At 34.1% G+C, this 19,793-nt stretch carries 13 protein-coding genes and 4 pseudogenes; 14 read left to right on the top strand and 3 right to left on the bottom strand.

The window, feature by feature from the left end; all coding sequences use genetic code 11:
* Positions 1–417: 417 nt before the first annotated feature.
* The 4 genes and pseudogenes from speD to ACP6PL_RS16260 form a co-directional block, all read left to right on the top strand.
* The gene (gene speD, locus ACP6PL_RS16275) at positions 418–819 is read left to right on the top strand and encodes an adenosylmethionine decarboxylase (protein WP_426546308.1); all 402 of its coding nucleotides are present in this window, start codon (positions 418–420) and stop codon (positions 817–819) included.
* A 1,017-nt stretch (positions 820–1,836) separates the two neighbouring features.
* A pseudogene (locus ACP6PL_RS16270) lies at positions 1,837–3,425 on the top strand (IS1634 family transposase).
* A gap of 326 nt (positions 3,426–3,751) precedes the next feature.
* Positions 3,752–3,850, top strand: a pseudogene (locus ACP6PL_RS16265) (IS1 family transposase); the annotation flags it as partial.
* 79 nt (positions 3,851–3,929) lie between these two features.
* Positions 3,930–4,157: pseudogene (locus tag ACP6PL_RS16260) on the top strand (hypothetical protein); the annotation flags it as partial.
* A gap of 212 nt (positions 4,158–4,369) precedes the next feature.
* Here ACP6PL_RS16260 and ACP6PL_RS16255 read toward each other — a convergent pair.
* On the bottom strand, positions 4,370–4,957 hold the full coding sequence (locus ACP6PL_RS16255) for a hypothetical protein (RefSeq protein WP_426546307.1): 588 nt from the start codon (positions 4,955–4,957) through the stop codon (positions 4,370–4,372).
* 166 nt (positions 4,958–5,123) lie between these two features.
* Between ACP6PL_RS16255 and queF the strand changes: the two genes are divergently transcribed.
* From queF to ACP6PL_RS16220, 7 genes and pseudogenes are all read left to right on the top strand, one after another.
* On the top strand, positions 5,124–5,549 hold the full coding sequence (queF, locus tag ACP6PL_RS16250) for a preQ(1) synthase (RefSeq protein ID WP_426546306.1): 426 nt from the start codon (positions 5,124–5,126) through the stop codon (positions 5,547–5,549).
* Between the two features lie 728 nt (positions 5,550–6,277).
* Positions 6,278–7,291 (top strand): glycine betaine/L-proline ABC transporter substrate-binding protein ProX, encoded by a 1,014-nt coding sequence (proX, locus tag ACP6PL_RS16245; protein WP_426546305.1) that lies wholly within the window; start codon positions 6,278–6,280, stop codon positions 7,289–7,291.
* Positions 7,292–8,123: 832 nt separating this feature from the next.
* Positions 8,124–9,137, top strand: a complete 1,014-nt coding sequence (gene proX / locus ACP6PL_RS16240; RefSeq protein ID WP_426546304.1) for a glycine betaine/L-proline ABC transporter substrate-binding protein ProX — start codon at positions 8,124–8,126, stop codon at positions 9,135–9,137.
* Between the two features lie 625 nt (positions 9,138–9,762).
* Positions 9,763–10,785 carry a glycine betaine/L-proline ABC transporter substrate-binding protein ProX gene (proX, locus tag ACP6PL_RS16235; protein WP_426546303.1) on the top strand — a complete coding sequence of 341 codons (1,023 nt, stop codon included), beginning with the start codon at positions 9,763–9,765 and terminating at the stop codon, positions 10,783–10,785.
* Positions 10,786–11,335: 550 nt separating this feature from the next.
* Positions 11,336–13,161, top strand: a pseudogene (thrS, locus tag ACP6PL_RS16230) (threonine--tRNA ligase).
* 742 nt (positions 13,162–13,903) lie between these two features.
* Complete coding sequence (locus tag ACP6PL_RS16225) at positions 13,904–14,101, top strand: hypothetical protein (protein ID WP_375340154.1); 198 nt, start codon at positions 13,904–13,906, stop codon at positions 14,099–14,101.
* Complete coding sequence (locus ACP6PL_RS16220) at positions 14,086–14,373, top strand: type II toxin-antitoxin system RelE/ParE family toxin (RefSeq protein ID WP_426546302.1); 288 nt, start codon at positions 14,086–14,088, stop codon at positions 14,371–14,373. Before ACP6PL_RS16225 ends, ACP6PL_RS16220 begins: the two co-directional genes overlap by 16 nt.
* Before the next feature lie 389 nt (positions 14,374–14,762).
* On the opposite strand, the gene ACP6PL_RS16215 is transcribed toward ACP6PL_RS16220, so the two are convergent.
* On the bottom strand, positions 14,763–16,154 hold the full coding sequence (locus ACP6PL_RS16215; protein ID WP_426546301.1) for a helix-turn-helix domain-containing protein: 1,392 nt from the start codon (positions 16,152–16,154) through the stop codon (positions 14,763–14,765).
* 311 nt (positions 16,155–16,465) lie between these two features.
* On the opposite strand from ACP6PL_RS16215, the gene ACP6PL_RS16210 reads away from it, so the two are divergent.
* The 3 genes from ACP6PL_RS16210 (at position 16,466) to ACP6PL_RS16200 (ending at position 18,864) form a co-directional block, all read left to right on the top strand.
* A complete protein-coding gene (locus ACP6PL_RS16210; protein ID WP_426546300.1) occupies positions 16,466–17,230 on the top strand; it encodes a class I SAM-dependent DNA methyltransferase in 765 nt (254 codons plus the stop codon).
* A gap of 283 nt (positions 17,231–17,513) precedes the next feature.
* The gene (locus tag ACP6PL_RS16205; RefSeq protein ID WP_426546299.1) at positions 17,514–17,984 is read left to right on the top strand and encodes an SPASM domain-containing protein; all 471 of its coding nucleotides are present in this window, start codon (positions 17,514–17,516) and stop codon (positions 17,982–17,984) included.
* Entirely contained in the window at positions 17,971–18,864 is an 894-nt protein-coding gene (locus tag ACP6PL_RS16200) for an SPASM domain-containing protein (protein WP_426546298.1), read from the top strand. The genes ACP6PL_RS16205 and ACP6PL_RS16200 overlap by 14 nt, the downstream gene beginning before the upstream one ends.
* Positions 18,865–18,950: 86 nt before the next feature.
* On the opposite strand, the gene ACP6PL_RS16195 is transcribed toward ACP6PL_RS16200, so the two are convergent.
* Positions 18,951–19,793 (bottom strand): efflux RND transporter periplasmic adaptor subunit (locus ACP6PL_RS16195; protein ID WP_426546297.1); only part of this gene is annotated, 843 nt, incomplete at its 5' end.

Genomic DNA, 19,793 nt, shown 5'->3' with positions numbered 1-19,793 from the left:
TATCCAATCGACCAAGAGAAGAGAAATGATATTTCCCAATCTTCAATTCCCTCACGGTTTTAACCAGAGGTAATTATCAATTATCCATTATCAATTAATGAACCACATTTTAAAGCTAGACTAGGTACTAAAGTTACTTTGCCTCAAATGCTAGATTTCAACAAAGTAGTTAATTATTAACCACTTTATTGAAAAAGTCTTATGGGTGAGCTTAGGGAACACCGAATCTGGGATATGCAAAAACTTTTCCCCTTCTTACCCCATCGCCTTACTAATTAAAATTTATCGCTCATCTTGACTGCTCATTGTTTGAATTTTATTTAGCAAGCCCTAACTACTCATAGTTAACAAATTCAAAAAATTTGTGATATAGTAAAAAACTGGAGACCTTATCGGGTGGAGGTATAACCGCGCAGAATGAAACAATTGGGAACCCATCTAGTCGTTGATGCTTGGCATTCTCCCGCAGAGCTGCTCAACGACCCAGAACGTATACGTCGCTCTTTAATTGATGCAATTTCAGCAGGAGGAGCAACCTTAATAGATTTATGTGTTCATCAGTTTAGTCCTCATGGAGTGACGGCAACGGCAACACTAGCAGAATCTCATATTGCTATCCATACATGGCCTGAATTAGGTTACTTTGCGGCTGACTTATTCTTTTGTGGCCATGGAAACCCACACAAAGCTATAGAGATTCTAGAAACTGCTCTCCAAGCTAAACAAATAAAATTGACAGAGATTAAGCGCGGTTTTGAACCTGAGATGGAAGTCCAAGATACTGCTACAAAAAATCAAAATGCTAAAAGTTTGGTGTAAATCAAGTTGAACTAGCAACTAATTAATGAAGTTGAATAGTTGGGTATTCCTGAAACATATTTAGATAAGTCTTAAAAATGTTTTAAAGTTTCCTACAACCTATAGAAACTAATAACTAAACCAACCAAAATCAACTTAATCTTTAGTAGACATTGCTGAAAATGAATGATAAATTTTGTAGAATTCAGAGCATGAAATGTACAAAATGTCACTCTACCCAAATCAGGAAAAACAGCAAGATACTTCTCTGACATTGTTTCCCATACTAAATCTGTGGTTGTCAATTCGTTGAATACCGTAAAATTCAACCCTATTCGCCACAGATTAAATAACTATGTCTAAAGATTTATTTCAATAGCATGGTTTTGGGAGGTATCTGAAAGAGCAACAGAGGTTGATCATACAACTATGTATCACATGGATTAGAGATGCAGGTAAAAAATTATCAGATGCCCCCAAAGAGCAAAAGATACCTGAAATCTACTGAAATTGATGAGTCACACACTTTTATCGACCACAATAAAAACAAAACTGGGATTTGGGCAGTAGTTAATCATTGGCAGCCGGGAATCTTGTTATGGGTGATAGACAATTTTCTGACGCAACACTACTACGTTTCATATCGCCCAGCGAAAGGCAGCAGTAAAACCTTTGAATATTTGTAGTTAATAATTAGGTGTTGGCATAGTTTTTGGTATGTAGTGATTGTTATTCTGTGTACCCTTGTTTTATCCCTCAATAGGATCGCTTAGTTAATCAAACTTATATGATCAGGGTGGAAGAAGAAAATATTGACTTCGACATTACCGAAAAATTAAGGTTTAAAGCCTCTCCTTTATAAGGAGAAACAAGAAAAAATTTTCCTTTTGTTCAATCCTCTTCCTTTTAGCCCACATTCCGCACGACAAAATGTAGTATACAAAGAGGCAGAAGTTTGAGTAAGTATTTAAACTCAAGAAAAAAAAACCTGAAAGTGTAATTCTAGAGCTAAAGGTGAACATCAAAAAAGATGAGAAAATGTCAATAGAAGTGACTAATATAGACCACTTAGGGTTGGTAGCAGGAATCATTGATGAGATTGGTATAGAACAGAAAATTAATCAACAACGCAGGAGTTCAATTACCAGAAAAAATAACAGGGGGTCAAGTAGTGAAAGGAATGGTTTTAAATGGGTTAGGATTAGTGTCATCTCCATTATACTTATTTAGTCGATTTTTTGATGGAAAATCTATAGAACACTTAATTGGAAAAGGTGTGAAAACAGAGTATTTTAATGATGATAAATTAGGTCTGGTATTAGACGAACTTTATCGCAGAGGGTTAAATGAGATTTTCATGTCTGTAGTGTTAGAAGCAGTGAAAATTTATGATCTAGAAACAAGTACGGTTCATTTAGATTCAAGTTCATTTCATGTTCATGGAGATTATCAGACACTTGAGGATAAACCTGAAGAAGATTTAGAGGCAAAAACCATCAAAATAACTTATGGATATTCCAGAGATAAACGACCTGATTTAAAACAATTTATAATGGATTTAATTTGTACAAACGATGGAGATGTACCATTGTGGATGAGAATTGGGTCGGGAAATGAATAGCCGCCAAAAACAATTTGTGCAAGCCATTAAAGATTTCAAAAATCAGTTAAATTTTGACAGTTTAATGGTGGCAGATAGTGCTTTATATCAATACGAAAATATACAGTTACTAACAAATATTAAATGGTTAAGCCGAGTCCCGGTTCGTATAAAAGAGCGATCAAAGCTAGTTCAAGAAATAGATGGGTTCCATTTGAGTCCTAGTCAGATTAAAGGATATAGCTATCAAGAACTATCACAAACTTATGGGGGGATTCCACAGAGATGGTTAATCCTTGAAAGTCAACTACGCCGAGAATCGGATTTGAAAAACCTAGAGAAAAAAATCCAGAAAGAACGAGCTGAAGTTGACAAAAAACTCCGCACCTTGAAATCTGAAAAGTTTGCTTGTATACCAGATGCAGAAACAGCAACAAGAAAGCTGTTAAAAAAGTTTTTATATCACGAAATTAAACAAATTAATGTTCAATTCGTAGAGTCAAAATTTGATACAGATTTTCCTTGTAAAGTCCAAGTTGAAGTTGGCTTAAGAGAGTCAAAAATAGAACTAGAAACAAAACGAGCAGGTCGATTTATACTGGCAACAAATGTCCTGGATAGGATGGAATTAACTACGGAAGAAATGTTATCTAAATACAAGGGACAACAATCTGTTGAGAGAGGTTTTAGGTTTCTCAAAGACCCCCTGTTTTAAACTGATAGTATCTTCCTTAAATCCCCTCATCGAATTGAAGCTTTGGGATTAATTATGGGCTTATGTTTATTGGTTTATACTTTAGGACAACGTCAACTACGTCAAACTTTAAACCGGACTAAATCTACTGTAAAAAATCAACTAGGCAGTCCTACTAATAGACCAACTTTACGTTGGATATTTCAATGTTTCCAGTCGATTCATTTATTGATTAATTCTGGAGTTAAGAGCATATCTAATTTAACTCCAGAACGTTTAGAATTATTAAAGTTTTTTCCTCCAAGTTGTCAAAGATACTATCTGCTCAATTGAGAAACTTGAGACCCAAACAGGTAAAGCGCTAAAATAATCAACAATTGAATAATACTGTAAAATGAAAGCACTTGGCAATTATTAAAAACGGAGTAGTCAGGTGATAGAGAGACTTTGGCTATTTTTGAATTCGTCTATTGGTGAGTTCTGGAAACTGATACCATTCTATTGATTTGCGATCGCTTCTTACCAATACTATAAGTCTAAATACTTACTCAAACTTCTGCCTCTTTGTATACTACATTTTGTCGTGCGAAATGTGGGTTTTAACCAGAGGTAATTATCAATTATCCATTATCAATTATCAATTATTGAACTGTCACCCCTTGAGTCGCAAAACCCTTTGCTACTCTAAGTACCTTGAGATGCTCAAATATTCTACTCGTCTTTTGCTAAACTATCTAAAATTTCGGACTCTTCCTTAAGAAGCATAAATTATTATTAATCAGCAATACTCTAATTTTAGGCATATACCGGAAAAATTACCTCTAAGTATTAAGATACTGGGATTGCCAAGAGTGCGGTAGTCACCATGACTGCGACATTAACGCAAGTATAAACATTTGGTGGATGGGAACCCGCGTCAACGTTAGGGTTAGCTCCTCTGAGAGAGGCAATACCCAAAGAAACTTCCAGCAAGAAGGCTGCGGGACTCCCAGTGTCAGCGCCCGCTTATGGGCTAGACAACAAAAACCGCGCTGGCGAAGCCTGTCCGAAGTATGTAGGGAGTAAACTCAAAAGGTAGATCCTATGCTTCGCTGCGGGACATGTTTCGGCTGTCGCCGACATGAATGCTCCCCATTCCCTATACGAAAAAGCGCAGCTCCTCCGCAGGAGGCAAAAGGCAGCAGAAAGTGCTTATCAGAAATTTTAGGAAATCTCATAGTGTCTTGTGAGAGCAGGCTCGGGAAGATGTCAAGTACTTAGTAAAGCTGAACAGAGTTCTATCGCTGATTTAAAATTGGCCTTACTACCCAATAGCCAGCACCAAATGCAGCAATTACAATCAGACAAACAGCAACTACTAACCAAATTCCATTCAGGTTAGATACTTGTGTAGCATTAGAAAATCTATTATAGTGGCTCTTATCTGATTCTTCTGTAAATAGATGTTCTGGAAAATCTGGATCTGTTGGTTTAGGCTCGGTAAATGGTAGAGAAGGAGAAGAGGATGATATTTCAGGAGAATCAACTTTAAAACTAGAACTTAAGTAATTAGAGCTAACAGTATTAACGCTAGATTGAGAGTGAGGAAAAGACGGTATTTGTGGTTGGGCTACCTGGGTTACTGACTGGGCAGCATTCAAAGCTTCTTGTAACTGCATTGCAGAGTTAATCACTTTTTCAATTTCTATTCTCAGTTTTTGATTTTGCTGCATTAACTGTTCATTATGAACTTTGAGAGATTCCAGCTTGATTTGAGCTGCTTGTAGTTCAGCAGTAGCTTCTCTATATAAAGAAATAGGTACAGATGGAGAATAGTTATTTTCTGAATTAAGTCCAATTTTACCAGATGTGCTGATATTTTGCATTATGTTACTATGTAATATTAATTTGATGGATGTTTTTCAATAATTATGGCTGATAATTAGTGCAATTAGACCAATAAAACATAAATTCGTCAAGTAACAATCAAAAAAATATTTGCTTAGATAAATTGAATCTCTAAATAGTTGGATTTTGTTTGATTAATATATTATGAATAACTCTGAAAATAGTGATGCACTATCTCAAGATGCAAATATGCAAGAACTTAAATATGGAGAAAGGAATATATTAGAGGGAGAGTTAATTACTTTTCCAAATCCTCGTATCGGACGACGTTATGAGATAAATATCAGTTTACCAGAATTTACTTGTAAATGTCCTTTTTCTGGTTATCCAGATTTTGCGACAATCTACATAAAATATGTTCCCAATGAACGAGTAGTAGAGTTGAAAGCCATAAAATTGTATATCAATAGTTATCGCGATCGCTACATTTCTCATGAAGAATCAGTGAATCAAATTTTAGATGACTTTGTAGCAGCTTGTGATCCTTTAGAAGTCAAAATTAAAGGTGATTTTTTTCCACGGGGAAATGTTCATACTACTATCGAAGTTGAACATTATAAAACAAGCTAGAGTTAAGGGTTAAGGTATTATATTTGAGAGAAAGATAATGATGTGATAAGTTGTGAGCATCACAGGCACTCATGTTGCCCATTGCTACTAGGTCGCTTGCCATTGATTGCTTTTGACAACTGCTTGAGGCAATAGGGAGTTAGTGAGAGGGCTTTGATTGACTTAGGGACTTCCAAATTTAAAAATATACAATTCTGAATTTAGGCATTAGGGAGTAGAGGCAGCTAAACAAACAGGTCTAGTTCAAAAATTGGATAATTTATTTCTTGGAAGTCCCTTATTCTTTGACGTGACTGTAGTTTGCTTTTTGTACAACCTAGAATATTTGCATAATTTGGCTTCTGACAACCTAGAAGATGATCGTGATAGAGCTAAATCTTTAACTCCATTCCGCGAAAAATCACCCTCAAACAAAATATAAATCTTGTATTATTTATAGTATTTACCAACAAGTGAATTATGAAAATTCAACTAAAAAAATATGATATTTTTCTTAATATCCAAGAATTAATAACTAATTTTAAAACCAACAAAAATAATACTTATTACCTTTTTGTAAAATTCTCTAATTTATAAATTTATTATAAACTATCATAAATCAGTCCTAAATAATTAGTAAATAGTAATCAAATTAAAAGTTAGGTATAGCCAGAATATTTATGGATAAATTTTACAAATCAGGTGGAATTGCTATATATTAAAATTAAAAGTTTTTGTATCTAAGCAGAATGAAACAAAAATCCCTCAAAATAATCTTAGGAGCAATCCTAACCAGTGTCTTAATAATCTTCACCTCCTGCCAACAAGCGCCAACATCTCAAACAGTTACTATTCGTACTGCCAATAGTACTTTTGTGCAAGAATTATTTCAAACCTATATTGTCAATATAGGTCTAGAAAAATTAGGCTACAACATAGAAAAACCAAAACAAATTGAATATCCTCCCATTTATATTTCTCTTGCCAATGGAGATTTAGACTATAGCACCGTTTATTATGAACCACAACACAAACAATACTTTGAAAATTCTGGTGGTGAAGAAAAGTTAGAGAAAGTCGGAATTTTAACTCCTGATGGAATACAAAGATATGAAATTGACAAAAAAACAGCCGATAAATTTAATATTACTAACATTGAACAATTAAAAGATCCAAAAATAGCCAAACTTTTTGACTCCGATGGAGATGGGAAAGCAAATTTAGTTGGTTGTAATCCTGGTTGGTCTTGTGAATTAGTTATTAACCATCATATTAAAGCTTATGGATTAGAAGATACAGTAGAACATAATCAAGGACAATATGAAATTCTTCTGGCAGATGGTATGACTCGCTACAAGCAAGGAAAATCAATTATTTATTATGCTTATAATCCTCACTGGATATCTACAATATTAAAACCAGGAGAAGATGTAGTTTCGTTGAAAGTACCTTTTACATCTTTACCAGAATCTATGGGAAATATAACTGAAAAAGATACATCAGTAGATGGAAAAAATCTTGGCTTTCCTATACTTCAACAGCGTATAGTAGCTAACAAAAAATTCCTAGAAGCTAACCCCATTGCTAGAAAGTGGTTTGAATTAGTTCAAATTCCAATAGAAGATATGAATGCGGAAAGTTTACGCATTAAAGAGGGTGAAGACCAAGAAGCAGATATTTTGCGTCATGCCCAAGAGTGGGTGAAAAATAATCAGGAAAAATATGATAGTTGGTTAGAAACAGCAAAACAAGCTGCTAATTAGTTATAAAATTTTTGTAGTTTTGGAAGTAAAAAAATTGAGCATTTTAGGAAACAGGGAAAAAGTAAAATAGATTAATATTAAGCTTGACCTTGCTTTCCTAAAAACTCCTGTAAATATTCTGCAATTAGCAAACTTTAAAAATTAGAATAAAGCTGAGACTGGATAGAAAATATTTCAGTCTCAACTTAAGAGAATATTGCATATTTTGAAAGTTATATAGCATTTCTCATAAAGATGAGGTAGATTTACGATCCTCCTAAATCCCCCTTAAAAAGGGGTATTTTGAAACATCCCCCCCTTTTTAAGCGCTTCCCTCCTTAAAAAGGTCGGTTAGGGGGGATATGGGGGCAGGGGGTATCTAAAACTGTATCTCACCAATTTGAGAAACGCTATATAGCAATCCGTGCATAGGTTGCAGTTGATTAAAAAGTAAATAAAAAAGTTGAAACTCTTACCTGTTTCCTATTGCCAGTTAAGTGTTCCCTAAAAAGCAGTAAGATTTTTGCCACGAATATGCGGAGGATTGCTATATAGGACTTAGGACTGAGTTTATAAGTTTAGTTTCCATAGTACTATGGGCAATTCAAAAATTAAAAGTAACTTCTAACCAAGGTTTTTCTGACTGAAATACTTGGCCAACAGCATTTAGTAATATCAAATATCTAAATTCATATTGCTATAGTTGTTTGAATATATATAGTTGATCACTTAATCATTAATGAATTTTCATAATAGCTATAATCAGATATTTACCTTTTGCTAAAACAGTTTATATATCTTTAAATTATCAAATTGTTAAATCCTATCTATTAATTTTTTCAATCAAACTCAAATGAAGCCAAAACACCTGCAAATTTTCTTAGGAACGATCCTCACAAGCTTATTAATAATTTTCACATCCTGTCAACAAGTTCCTAATTCTCAAATAGTTACTATTCGTAGTGCCAATAGTACCTGGATGCCAGAATTATTTCAAACCTATATTGTCAATATAGGTCTAGAAAATTTAAGCTATAACGTGAAAAAACCAAAACAAATTGAATACCTTCCAATTTATATTTCCATTGCCAATGGAGATTTAGAGTATAGTATCGTTTATTATGACCCACAACACAAAGAATTTTTTGATAATTCTGGTGGTGAGGAAAAGTTAGAGAAAGTTGGAGTGTTAACTCCTAATGGAATTCAGGGATATCAAATTGATAAAAAAACAGCCGATAAATATAACATTACTAACATTGAACAATTAAAAGATCCAAAAATAGCCAAACTTTTTGACTCTGACGGAGATGGTAAAGCAAATTTGGTTGGTTGTAATCCTGGTTGGTCTTGTGAATTAGTCATTAACCATCATCTCAAAGCTTATGAACTAGAAAATACAGTAGAACATAATCAAGGAGAATATGAAATTCTTCTAAGAGATACAATAAGTCGTTACAAGCTGGGAAAACCTATTATTTATTATGGCTACAATCCTCATTGGATATCTACACAATTAATACGAAATAGAGATGTAGTTTGGTTAGAAGTTCCTTTTAACTCTTTACCAGAATCTATGGGAAATATAACTGAAAAAGATACATCAGTAGATGGAAAAAATCTTGGCTTTCCTATACTTCAACAGCGTATAGTAGCTAACAAAAAATTCCTAGAAGCTAACCCCATTGCTAGAAAGTGGTTTGAATTAGTTCAAATTCCAATAGAAGATATGAATGCGGAAAGTTTACGCATTAAAGAGGGTGAAGACCAAGAAGAGGATATTTTGCGCCATGCTGAAGAGTGGATAAAAAATAATCAGAAAAAATATGATACTTGGTTAGAAATTGCTAGACAAGCTGCTAATTAATTACAGAATTTGGGCAGTTTTAAAGTTAAAATTTTTGAGAATTTTAGGGAAGAGGAAAAAAGCCTAATAGATTCATATTAATCTTGATCTTCGTCCCCTAAAGTTTGATGTAATTTTTTGACTATTAGGAGATTTTTTATGATTTAAAAAATCTGAGACTGAAATCAAAAATATTTCAGTCTCAACTCGAAAGAATATTCCCGATTTTGAAAGTGATTTAGTATTGAAATTATAAGTTTAGTTTATTTATAATTGTGGGTAATTCAAAAGTAAAAACTAAATGTATAATCAAGGTTTTTTCTATGGAAATGTTCGGGAAATAGCATTTATTAATTTCAAAATATCTAAATGTGTATTGCTAGAGTAGTTAAAATCAAAAAAAATCTGAAATGAAAGGCAAAATATTCATGGTTTATATGTACTATTCAACCAATGGGAAAACTATATTTTTCTAGATTAAAAAAACATAAATCAAGGTGAGTCTAGATTTAAAATTTAGAATAGAGTTATAAAGAATCAAAATATCGAAGTTTGCCAAAATTAAAATCTATTGAGATTCTCAATTTTTTACTACTTTACTTAATTCAGCTAAAAATTACTCTTATATTATTTCTATTAAACTCAAATGAAACAAAAATACCTGAAAATTTTCTTAGGAACAGTCCTCACAAGCTTATTAATAATTTTCACCTCTTGTCAACAGTTTCCTAATTCCAAAGCAGTTACTATTCGGAGTGCCAATAGTACCTTTGTACAAGAATTATTTCAAACCGAAATTGTAAATATTGGTCTAGAAAAATTAGGCTACAACATAGAAAAACCAAAACAAATTGAATATCCTCCCATTTATATTTCTCTTGCCAATGGAGATTTAGACTATAGCACCGTTTATTATGAACCACAACACAAACAATACTTTGAAAATTCTGGTGGTACAGAAAAATTAGAGAGAGTTGGAATTTTAACCCCTCCAGGAATCCAAGGATATCAAATTAACAAAAAAACAGCGGAGAAATATAGAATTACTAACATTGAACAATTAAAAGATCCAGAAATAGCCAAACTTTTTGACTCCGATGGAGATGGCAAAGCAAATTTAGTTGGTTGTAATCCTGGTTGGTCTTGTGAATTAGCAATTAACCATCATCTCAAAACTTATGGGTTAGAAGATACTGTAGAACATAATCAAGGACAATATGAAACTCTCCTAAAAGATGCAATAAGTCGCTACAAGCAGGGAAAACCTATTATTTATTATGCCTACGAGCCTCATTGGATATCTACACAATTAAAACGAAATAAAGATGTAGTTTGGTTAGCAGTTCCTTTTACCTCCTTACCAGAATCTATGGGAAATTTGACTGAAACATATACATCTATAGATGAAAAAAATTTTGGCTTTCCCATATTTAAACAGCGTATTGTCGCTAATAAAAAATTTTTAAAAGCTAACCCAGTTGCTAAAAAGTGGTTTGAATTAGTTCAAATTCCAGTAGTAGATATGAGCGCTGAAAGTTTACGCATTAAAGAAGGAGAAAATCAAGAAAAAGATATTTTGCGTCATGCCCAAGAGTGGGTAGAAAATAATCAGGAAAAATATGATAATTGGTTAGAAATTGCTAGACAAGCTGCTATTGAAACTGAATAGAATTTAAGTGAAATAGTATTTGCGTATAGTAAGCAAAAACTATAACGTTTGATATTTACAGCAGTTTCCGAAGCTATGAGGTACAGTTGTTTTTATTCTTTTCTATTCTCTATTCCCTGTTGCCTGTTGCCTGTTCCCTGTTGCCTCAAACCTAAAATTTTGTACCTCATAACAACGGGAAGCGCTGTAATTTTATAACTCAAAAAGGTCTCAGTTATAAAATTTCAATCTTTGTCTATCCCTAGGAATTATAATTTAGGCAGAAACACTATATATAGTAAGCAAAAACTATAACATTTTATATATGTAGTGTTTTTAACCCCAAAATTACCATATTTTTATAACTTAACTAAAATTTCAGACTGACTTCATACCCATATAATCAGGATTGAGACAAAAACGCTAGATATAGTAACCAAAAACTATAACGTTATATATATCTAGCGTTTTTAACTTTAAATCCCCTAATTATGATAATCTAAACTAAAATTTAATATATATCTATACTCTGTAAAAATATATAAAACTAAAACCACATAATAAACAGCCAATGTCCAGCTCAGAATCTAATCATTCTCCAGAACAACCAGAAAAATCCATTTACCCGCACTAGCGAGTCAGAAACTCTCAAAAAAATTCGTCATACCACATCCCTTGTTATGGCAATGGCTGTACAAAAGTTATTTCCCAAAGCCCAGGTAACCATTGGCCCCTGGATTGAAAATTGCTTTTACTACGACTTTGATATCCCAGAACCATTTACAGAAGCTGACCTAAAAGCTATCAAAAAAGAGATGGTCAAAATAATTAAACGTGATTTGCCCGTAATTAGAGAAGAAGTCAGCCGGGAAGAAGCTAAAAGTAGAATAGAAAAAATTAAAGAACCTTATAAATTAGAAATTCTTGAAGATTTAGAAGACCCAATAACCATTTATCATCTTGGTGAAGAGTGGTAGTTTCGATGTGCAGGCCCGCACATCGAAACTACCAAACAAATTAATCCCAAAGCAATTGAATTAGAAGCTCTTGCTGGTGCTTACTGGCGCGGCGATGAAACTAAAGCCCAGTTACAACGTATCTATGGTACTGCTTGGGAAACTCCAGAACAACTAACTGAATATAAAAGACGTAAAGAAGAAGCTCTCAAAAGAAACCATCGTAAACTAGGTAAAGAATTAGGACTATTTATGTTTTCCGACCTTGTTGGACCGGGATTACCTCTCTGGACTCCCAAAGATACAATGTTAAAGAATTCATTGAAAGACTTTCTCCAACAAGAACAATAGAAACGGGGTTATTTACCTGTAGATACTCCCCATATCGCCATAGTCGATTTATTCAAAACTTCCGGACATTGGCAAAAGTATAAAGACGATATGTTCCCGATGATGGCCGAGGATGAAGAATCAGAAGCTCAGGAACAGGGTTTTGTTTTAAAACCAATGAACTGTCCATTCCATATCCAAATTTATAAACAGGACTTACGTTCTTATCGGGAGTTACCAATACGACTTGCCGAGTTTGGCACTGTTTACCCCCATGAAAAGTCTGGGGAATTAGGTGGTTTAACCCGAGTCCGGGGTTTCACTCAAGATGACTCTCATTTGTTTGTGACACCCGAACAACTTGATGATGAGTTTCTCAATGTGGTAGATTTAACATTATTTGTATTTAAAAATCTACAACTAAAGAATTTTAAGGCTAGATTAAGTTTCCGAGATCCTAAGTTAGATAAGTATATTGGATCTGATGAGGCTTGGGAAAAAGCTCAAGGTGCGATTCGTCGATCTGTGGAAAAAATGGGTATGGATCATTTTGAGGGAATCAGCGAAGCTGCATTTTATGGCCCAAAATTGGATTTTATTTTCCAGGATGCCTTGGAGCGAGAATGGCAGTTGGGTACTGTACAGGTAGACTATAATTTGCCCGAACGATTTGATTTAGAATATGTAGCAGAAGATGGAACTAGAAAACGTCCTGTGATGATTCATCGGGCACCTTTTGGTTCCCTGGAAAGGTTAATTGGAATTTTAATTGAGGAGTATGCAGGAGATTTTCCTCTCTGGTTGGCTCCTACACAGGCTAAACTTTTACCAGTTAATTCTGAATTTTTGCCTTTTGCTCAAGAGGTTGCCGAGCAGATGCGTCAAGTAGGTATTCGTGCTGAGGTAGATATAAGTAATGAGCGTTTAGGTAAGTTGATTCGTAATGCAGAGAAGGTAAAAATTCCTATAATGGCTGTTGTGGGTAGCTAAGGAAGTTGAGTCAAATAGTCTGAGTATTCGGACTCGTAGTTCTGGTGAATTGGGAAGTATACCTGTGGTAGAAGTAATTCAGAAGATGACAGAGGCAATCACCAACTATGAAAATATCTAGGTTTCTCTTTACAAAACAGCTAAATCATCAGTTTTGGGAATAACGGGGAATTCCCAAACCTAAAGTTCGGAGGCTCTCAAGCTCTAAACATATATACTATTAACCTACCTCTGAATAAATTGAGAATTAAGAGTAAGTCTATTTATTTTATCTGTTATTTGATAAGCTCTTGATAGTATATTAAACTTTTGACCAGAGAACCTATAGTTGGCCATCAAGTAATGATGACCAATTATCACTTACCCTTTTAAATCCTGCCAAGTTGTATTTGAGAGTCTATCTGTAGAAGGTGTAACTTTTATGTTAATACTTCCAAGAAGTCTTTAACAAGTTATCTATAAATTAACAGAGATGATTGAGTAATAAATGACTAACTATAAGTAATTACACTGATAGTTGAAAGCTCAAAGTATAGTATTCTCTTTCAAAAGTTCAATCAGATTGTTATATTATTAGTAGGTATATTACCTATTTTATTATCTAGAGCCAAGGTCGGCGATAATCTGAACTATTTTTTTTGCGAAAGGCGCTGGAACATGAAACCATCTAATTTAAAGGAACTATATGAGACCTACTGGTTTCAAAATAAAAAAATTACCAATAAAAATGATTAATACCTTTAAGGTTCCTCTGGGAAGAGGTGTGTTTTTCGCTTTTTTATGTCTGGAAAGCGCGAAAATGCAAAACACCAGATGTCGCTGTCCAGTGGCTCATGTACACCTAGGAACAGTGACTTAATAATATGAACTTTATGAGTACCGCTAAGAAAAAAGTAGAATCTCTATTAAGCAAATTGCCAGATAATTGCTCCCTTGAAGATGTTCAATATCATTTATATGTAATTGAAAAAGTTCTTCATGGTTTAGAAGTAGCTGATAAAGAAAGAAAAATTACACAAGAAGAAGCTGAAGGGCTTTTGAGTAAATGGGTTATAAAGTAGTTTGGTCTTCTAAGGCTATAGATGATGTGGATGCGATCGCCTCCTACATAGCGCGTGACTCTGCTTCCTATGCTGCGGCGGTAGTCCACAGGATAATTAATGTCACTAGAAATTTGATTAATAATCCTTTAGAGGGAGAAGTGGTCAAGGAGTTTGGTGATGATAGTTACCGACAAGATTATGCTTACAGTTACCGAGTCCTTTATAAGGTTAAAGGTGATGTAGTAATGGTTGCTGCGGTTATTCATGGAAAAAGGTTATTAGATTTGTAATCAGGGAAGGCAATTGTGCCGCATCTAATATCAGCTCAGAACCGAGTTTCACCAGAAGCTCGGTTTTCTAATTAAGAAGGAAGAAGGAAGAAGGAAGTAAGAAGGAAAAAGGGGTAAACATTTAATAAAAAGGAATAAACGATATAAATAACTATCTCAAATGAATTGGAGCAGCTATTTTAAGCATTTCCGATTAACATCTACATTTTTGTAGCATTCTTTTTTCAAAATGGTATAATAAGAAAGGTCAATGAAGATAATTTATACAATTCAAGCTACCGTTTTTCATACTCCTTTTAATATTACAATTTGACGTGCGGAACGTGGGTTATATTTATCATTTCCCCCCTTTTTTTAATGTTTACCCCTTCTTCCTTCTTCCTTCTGAGTTAATGTAAATAATTTGATATAACATACTGCTTCAGCACAGCTAAAAGAGCGAAAAAATTATCTTTTTTTGTGACTAAACAACGTCTTTTTAATGATTGTATTGCTTTCCATAAATCTGAGTGGGAAAGTGGAAAGTCTGGGGGAGTATTAGAAATATCTATTGCTGTTTCTTGACTTGCTATCCATAATATTACTTGTTTTTCTAGCTCCGACAAACGCTGAAAAATTATCTCTAATATTGGTTCTAAATCTCCTAAATATATACTAGGGCAGGATAAAAATTGAGCGACATGTCTATCACATAAATCTTCTACTGCATCGGCAATAATGTTTAACCATAAAGGATTTCCGTCATAGAGATTAATCAAGTCTAACCATTTATCTTTATCTGTTAAGTTTTTACTTTCTAAAATTGCTGTTGCTGACTTTCCTAAACTCTCAAGTTTTAAAGTCTGACAATGATTGTTGCCTGATGTTATTTTTGGTTGTTCTTGACTCAGGAGTAATAAAGAACTTTGGTGGGATGATGTGGCTATTTGTTGAAAAAATTTACCATAATTTTCATGTTCTTCCAGATAAGTACCAGCTAATTTTCTACTAGCAAATATTTCTTGTAAATTATCAAAAATCAGTAAACAACGATATTTCCGGAGGTAATCTATTAATTGATTGTTGATGGTTTGAAAATTGGAAAATTTTTCTGGTTTTTGGGAGGGAGAATCTGTTTGAGATAAGAATTGAATAATGTTTGTTTGTAGAGATTTACAGGAGGGGTAGTTATCAATATTGCGCCAGATTATATAATCAAATTTATCTTTTATTTGTGGAATTAATTCTACAGTGAGGGTACTTTTTCCAATGCCAGTTAATCCTAATATGGTGATGATACGGGTGTGGTTTTCTATCCATTGTTTGAGAGTGCTAAGTTCCGTGTGGCGATCGCACAGGGAATATAAATCTGGAGCTTCAGATAAATCATAATTATTTTCTGGGTTAGTTTTGTTTTGGTTTTGGTCAGTGGGAGTGGGAGAAGATTTGTTTTTAGGGGTGGGAGATTCTCTGTTTTCTCGACAGATATTTATATGATTATTGTTAACATTTACCCAGTCATTAGCTGTATTTGAAATATGTGAAAAGTGGAAATTTTCTAATATGGAACGAACATTAGACTTTTTGATATTTTTTCCTAATATATCTGACAAAAGTTTCCATAATTTCGTACCTACCTGTTTGATATGGTCGGGATGACGTTTACAATCATCGGCTATTTGGGGGTATTTTTTACCATTCAAAGTACCTTTTAAGACTTCCTTTTGTAGAGAATCTAAATGTTGTTTCGTGTAAGTAAATACCAGGTTGTCTGTTAATTCAACCAATGTCTCAATATCCATAGCTACAGGTAGACTGGTAGTTTAGTTTTGCATCATATAACCTTATCACACTTTTTCTTACTTAAGAAGCTAAATCATACTTTTTAACACTAAATAGATTCTGAAAAAAATTGCTTTTTACCACTAATTCGCATTTTTTGATTAGTCATAATAGAGATGTATACGAATATAATATAGATATAATAATTAATTTTAATTTTGAGGCATTAGGAGGTATTTTAAAGGAGCGATTAGACTGATATATATAGCAACTCTAGAGAATATTTACTTTGTTGAAGTCTTTCATATAAAACAAAACAAAAGCAGTCTCTATGCAAAACAAAGAGGTATATCCTCCAAAATTTTCAAAAGTTTATGATCGATATTGGTTTGGCTTTGCTACTAACTTAGCTCCTCAGATTTACGATATGTATTCTAAAGAACCAATATTTGCCAAAGAAAAGACACTTCTTGATATTTGCTGCGGTCCAGGTCATTTAGCTTGTTATTTTCTTGAAAAGGGATTCTCCATTATAGGAATAGATCTCTCAGAAAAAATGTTAGAAATAGCTGAAAAGAAAGCAAAAGAGTATCACAGAAATGCAGAATGGGTCAAAGCTGATGCTTCTAATTTTACTCTTAACAAAAAATTTGGACTTGCTGTTTCGACATTTGATTCTCTCAATTTGCTTCAAGACCTAGATGCCTTAAACAGATGTTTTCAGTGTGTTTATAATCACTTAGTTGATAATGGAGTATTTATTTTTGATATAAACACGAAAGCAGGAATAGCTACCAACAATAACGTTTCTATAACAGAAAATGATGATTTTACAGTAATTGCTAAAGGATACTTCGATGGTAGAAATGACAGGGGTTATCTCAAATTTTCGGGATTTTATAAGGTAGAAAATAATTTATTTGAAAAATTTGAACATTACGCATCTAATACTGTTTTTGCCATAGAAGATATTCAAAATTTGTTAGTTAAAGCAAATTTTCAGGATATTCGTTATTACAAACTTTTAGGAACACATATGGAACCTATTGATGACCCTGAATCCTCTTTAAAGGTGGCGATATATGCCAAAAAATAACTATCTATTAAAATTAGAAAATTCAAGATGTTAAAAATGAGAAAATACAGGTTGATATGATTAGGCAGTATTGTCAAGAAGATTTGCCAGGTATTGCTGACTTAGTTGAGTGCTTTGCTACTGAGTCTGGTTACGGTGATGTCGTTGGAAACTTTTCGCGTCCGTATTTTTTAAGGACTCTGGAATCTCTAGAAGAATGGTTACGAATATGGGTTGTAGATTCTAATAAAACAATCTTAGAATACTATCCACCAAAGAAGAAACTGCTGAAGTTGCCATTGCTATGCTTGATTCTGAAGCATTATCCTGCCTTGATAGCGTCTGTTGTGCTCCAGTTATGCATACAGGAAGAGCAGTAAAAAATATACCTAAATCAGAAATTTTTAACATTAAAAATGTGGGATATTCATGTCATAGTCTGTTGAACTTAACTATTAACGCTTCTGGTAATGTTTTCCCATGTTGTGCTGGATTTGACCAAACAAAAACAGTACAATTTGGCAATATTAAGGATAGCTCTATTATAGAGATTGCCGAAAGCATGAATAGTTCCCTACTACTTCGTTTTTTAGTTTTTTCAGGTGCAGGCTCTTTGGTTCCTATTTTAGAAGATGCAGGGTTTAAGTTAGGTAGAGATTTTTCCAGCCTGTGTAACTTATGTTGGAGCATTTTTTCAAATCAAGAGATGGCTGAAACCATAAAAAATTATTTTCAAAAACTTCAAGAAAAAAGCAATTTGCATGGCATTAGTTAATAGTTTCGGAGGTATGGTAGTGCTATTACAGGATTTTCGTTCGGTCAGTATCCTTCTTGGAGATAAAGTTAGTAATGTAAATAATGAAGTCACTCATCCTATTGGAAATTGGCTGCACCGTTTTGATGAATGGTACAGAGCAGAGACAGACATAAAGGATGGTAATAATCTTCATTTATTATATAAGCGAGGGGTAACGATTTTTGCTCATAGATTACTAGCTAACATTTCAGAACTTGAAAAGTTACTTATTTCATGTTTGCATTGCGATTTTTATGTATCTCTTAAAGTTTCTTTAGAGGAATGCTACAAATTTTATTCGGCACTAGAGAAGCTAACAGATCGGTTTAAAAACTTGTTACTTATTATTGATGCTAATGACGCTAGTTCAAAAACTTTCCCAGCAAATTTTTGTATTTCACTTGTCGAAAGTCTGACATTAAAAAAAATTCATTTAAATTTTATTGGATCGGTATCATTTTGGATAGATAGTGGAATTTCTCGCTCTCAAATAGTCGGTGAAACTGTATATGAAATTATGCCAAAGTTGAGGGAGCGTAAAAGACGCTTTTGGGGAGACTATAACCCCTGTAGAAAATGGTTTAATTTTGTTGTAAATTACGATGGTTTAATCTATCCCTGTATGGGTATTGTTGGTATTGAGAGTTATTCTATTGGAACAATTCAACAGCCTCTACCTGTGGTCTGGGAAGCAATGAAACATCATTCATTAAACCTAGAGCAATTGGCAAGTCAAGGACCTAAACTAGACCTAGCTAATGTAGTATCAGAGGAACTGAATTTTGGAAGCATTTGTGAAGCTCATCGGTATGAAATTCAAAGAAAAGAAAAGAAAAATACTGTGCTGGAAAAAATTTAAGCATACAAATCCGATCAAACAACAAATAGCGATCGCCTCTTCCTAAACAAACCAGATTTTAGGAGCGATCGACTATTCCCTATTCCCTATTCTCTGTTCCCTCTTTTCCCCGAACCCAAAACCTTCACAGCCGCTCCATCATTCAACCTTTGTATACCTGAAACAATCAACTTATCGCCAGACTCCAAACCAGACACCACCTCAGCCATATCACCCCGAACCAAACCCAACTCAATTATCTGACGCTTTGCCTTTTGCTGTTCACCTTCTCCCTCCAACAAATATACAAACCTTGTCTCCCCTTCAAAACCTACTGCCGTCATTGGCACTACTACAGCTTGACGTTGCTCCCAAATCACATTAACTTCCACAAACTGACCATCTTTTAAATTTCCAGCCCTATTATCCACATCTACCTTAACTAAAACAGTTTGAGAATCACTAACGGTAGGAGAAATAAAACTAACTTTCCCAATTCCCAAAAGCTTACCTTCAGGAGTCCCAATCTCTACAGATAAACCCAATCGCAAATCTCCTCGTCGCTCTAACGGAATTGGTAAATTTACATCTAATACCTGATTTTCCGTCACAGTAGTTATGGTGTCACCATCATTAATAAAATCTCCTATCTTCACAATCATATCTCCAATTATACCTGCAAAGGGAGCCACAACTACCGTATCCTCAAACTCAGCCTGCCAACTCTCCACCTCTGCTAATGCTGCTGCTACTTCTGCCTGGCCCTGAGCAATTTCTTCAGGACGAGTACCATTTTCTAACTCCTCTAAATTACTACGAGCCTCTGCTACTCCCGCCTCTGCCCTGGCAATTTCTTCAGGGCGAGTACCATTTTCTAACTCCTCTAAATTACTATGAGCCTCTGCTACTCCCGCCTCTGCCCTGGCAATTTCTTCAGGGCGAGTACCATT

The organism is Dapis purpurea BLCC-M126 (assembly GCF_050015975.1).
Classification (GTDB): Bacteria; Cyanobacteriota; Cyanobacteriia; order Cyanobacteriales; family Microcoleaceae; genus Trichodesmium.
The sequence above is the reverse complement of the archived record's forward strand: the minus strand, read 5'-3'. Positions and strand labels throughout refer to the sequence as shown.